Raw genomic sequence first — 2313 nt, forward strand, 5'->3', positions numbered from 1 at the left:
ATTGGCGGGCAAGCCCCCATTTATGCTATGACCCCGCGAACGGCGCCGAAGTGGCACCGCAGGATGAGCCATGGCCACGAGCCTCGACATAGCGCATAAGCGAACCGACGCGACAGAAGACGGCGCTGCCACCAACACGGCCCGGCGGAACCTGCTCGGGCTCACCCGCGACGGCCTGGCCGCGGAGCTGCGTCTCCACGGCATGCCCGAAAAACAGATCAGGATGCGCGTCGGCCAGCTCTGGAACGCGATCTACAATCGCGGCCTCACCGACTTCGCGAAGATGACGACGCTCTCGAAGGAGATGCGCACGGAGCTCGGCGCCGCCTTCACGGTCGCCCGGCCCGAAATCGTCGTCGAGCAGAAATCGGTCGACGGCACGCGCAAATGGCTGCTGCGCCTCGCCTCCGACAAGCCCGGCATTCCCGGCCCCGAAGTCGAGACGGTCTACATTCCCGAAGAAGGCCGCGGCACGCTTTGCATCTCGAGCCAGGTCGGCTGCACCCTCACCTGCACCTTCTGCCACACCGGCACGCAGAAGCTCGTCCGCAACCTCACCGCCGGCGAAATCGTCGGTCAGCTTCTCGTCGCCCGCGATGCGCTCGGCGAATGGCCGGGCTCGGGCCGCAATTCCGACGACCGTCTCGTCACCAACATCGTGATGATGGGCATGGGCGAGCCGCTCTACAATTTCGAGAATGTGCGCGATGCGCTCGACATCGTCTCGGACGGCGAAGGCCTCTCGCTCTCGAAGCGCCGCGTCACGCTCTCGACGAGCGGAGTCGTCCCGATGATCGAACGCACCGGCAACGAGATCGGCTCGATGCTGGCGATCTCGCTTCACGCGGTCAACGACGAGACGCGCGACAAGCTCGTGCCCCTGAACAAGAAGTACCCGATCGCCGAACTGCTCGACGCCTGCCGCAATTATCCGGGCGTCTCCAATGCGCGCCGCATCACCTTCGAATATGTGATGCTGAAGGGCGTCAACGACTCGCTCGCGGACGCGAAGGAACTCGTCCGCCTGCTGAAGGGTATTCCGGCCAAGATCAACCTGATCCCCTTCAATCCCTGGCCGGGCTCGCCTTACGAATGTTCCGACTGGGCGCAGATCGAGAAATTCGCCGACGTCGTCAACCGCGCCGGCTATGCGAGCCCCGTCCGCACGCCGCGCGGCCGCGACATCATGGCCGCCTGCGGCCAGCTGAAGAGCGAGACGGTGAAGAAAAGCGCCGCCGAACGCTTCCGGGAAGAAAAAGCGGCGCAGCCGAGCGCCTGAACCGGCGGGCGTCGTTGAACCGGGATACGGAGAACGGGAATGTTCGCTGTCATCTATCGCTGGCGCGTCGACAAGAAACACGAAGAGGAATTCCAGCGCCGCTGGCACGAAATCACGCAAGACATCATGCGCGATCACGGCGGCGGCGGCTCGCGTCTCCATCGCGCCGAAAATGGCGACTGGGTCGCCTATGCGCGCTGGCCCTCGAAGGAAGATCGCGACAGGGCGTTCGCCGATTATTCGAAAAACCCGAATCGCTCGATCCCACAGCGCGAGGGCAAGGCTGATTTGATCGAGGAGACCTGGCTGAAAATCACCGACGACCTGCTGATCCCCGAGACCGACCTCCCAGCGCGGTTTCGCTGACGCTCAGCTCCGCCTCGCCCATCGGATCGCATCCTCGAGCCGGTCATTGCCCCAGAAGAGTTCATCGCCGTCCGCGCCGGGAACGGTGAACGAGGGCGCGCCGAAAATCCCTTTTGCAATCGCCTCTTCCGTCTGCGCCTTGAGGCGCGCCTTGGTCTCCGGCGTCTGCGAACGCGCGATCGCCGCCTCCGCATCGAGCCCGAGCTCCGTCAGGATGCCGGCGAGCACCGCATCGTCCGAGATGTCCTTCTGCCCGGCGAAATTGGCGAGATAGACCGCGCGGCTGAAAGGCGCGATCCATCCCTCATCCGCACCGACAAGCGCGATCCGCGCCGCCTTGAGGCCGTTCTGCGGAAAGCGGACGGGCTCTTTCAGGACGAGCCCCTGCGCCTCGCAGATGCGCGCGAGGTCGCGCCACATGTAGCGGCCCTTGGCCGGATAGATGTTGAAGGGGCTGTCGCTCCACCCCTGCCCGCCGAAAATCGGCGCCAGCAGAAAGGGCCGCCAGCGCAGCTCGACCCCGGCTTCCGCCGCCGCCCGCTCGACCCGCATGGCCGCCGGGTAGGAATAGGTGCTTGCGAACTCGTACCAGAAATCGATCAACATGCTCTCCGCCCATATCCTGAATTGCTTCGCAAATTGGCGGTTTACCGCCCTTCTGGCAAGAC

At 64.6% G+C, this 2313-nt stretch carries 3 protein-coding genes; 2 read left to right on the forward strand and 1 reads right to left on the reverse strand.

The genetic code is table 11. The features are described from left to right. Positions 1 to 70: 70 nt before the first annotated feature. The gene (rlmN, locus tag VMR03_RS09840; RefSeq protein WP_325404691.1) at positions 71 to 1279 is read left to right on the forward strand and encodes a 23S rRNA (adenine(2503)-C(2))-methyltransferase RlmN; all 1209 of its coding nucleotides are present in this window, start codon (positions 71 to 73) and stop codon (positions 1277 to 1279) included. A gap of 39 nt (positions 1280 to 1318) precedes the next feature. Next, a complete protein-coding gene (locus VMR03_RS09845) occupies positions 1319 to 1645 on the forward strand; it encodes an antibiotic biosynthesis monooxygenase family protein (protein ID WP_325404693.1) in 327 nt (108 codons plus the stop codon). A gap of 3 nt (positions 1646 to 1648) precedes the next feature. On the opposite strand, the gene VMR03_RS09850 is transcribed toward VMR03_RS09845, so the two are convergent. After that, a complete protein-coding gene (locus VMR03_RS09850) occupies positions 1649 to 2251 on the reverse strand; it encodes a 2-hydroxychromene-2-carboxylate isomerase (protein ID WP_325404695.1) in 603 nt (200 codons plus the stop codon). Between the last annotated feature and the right edge of the window lie 62 nt (positions 2252 to 2313).

It is taken from the genome of Parvibaculum sp. (assembly GCF_035511255.1).
In the GTDB taxonomy this organism is placed as follows: domain Bacteria; phylum Pseudomonadota; class Alphaproteobacteria; order Parvibaculales; family Parvibaculaceae; genus Parvibaculum.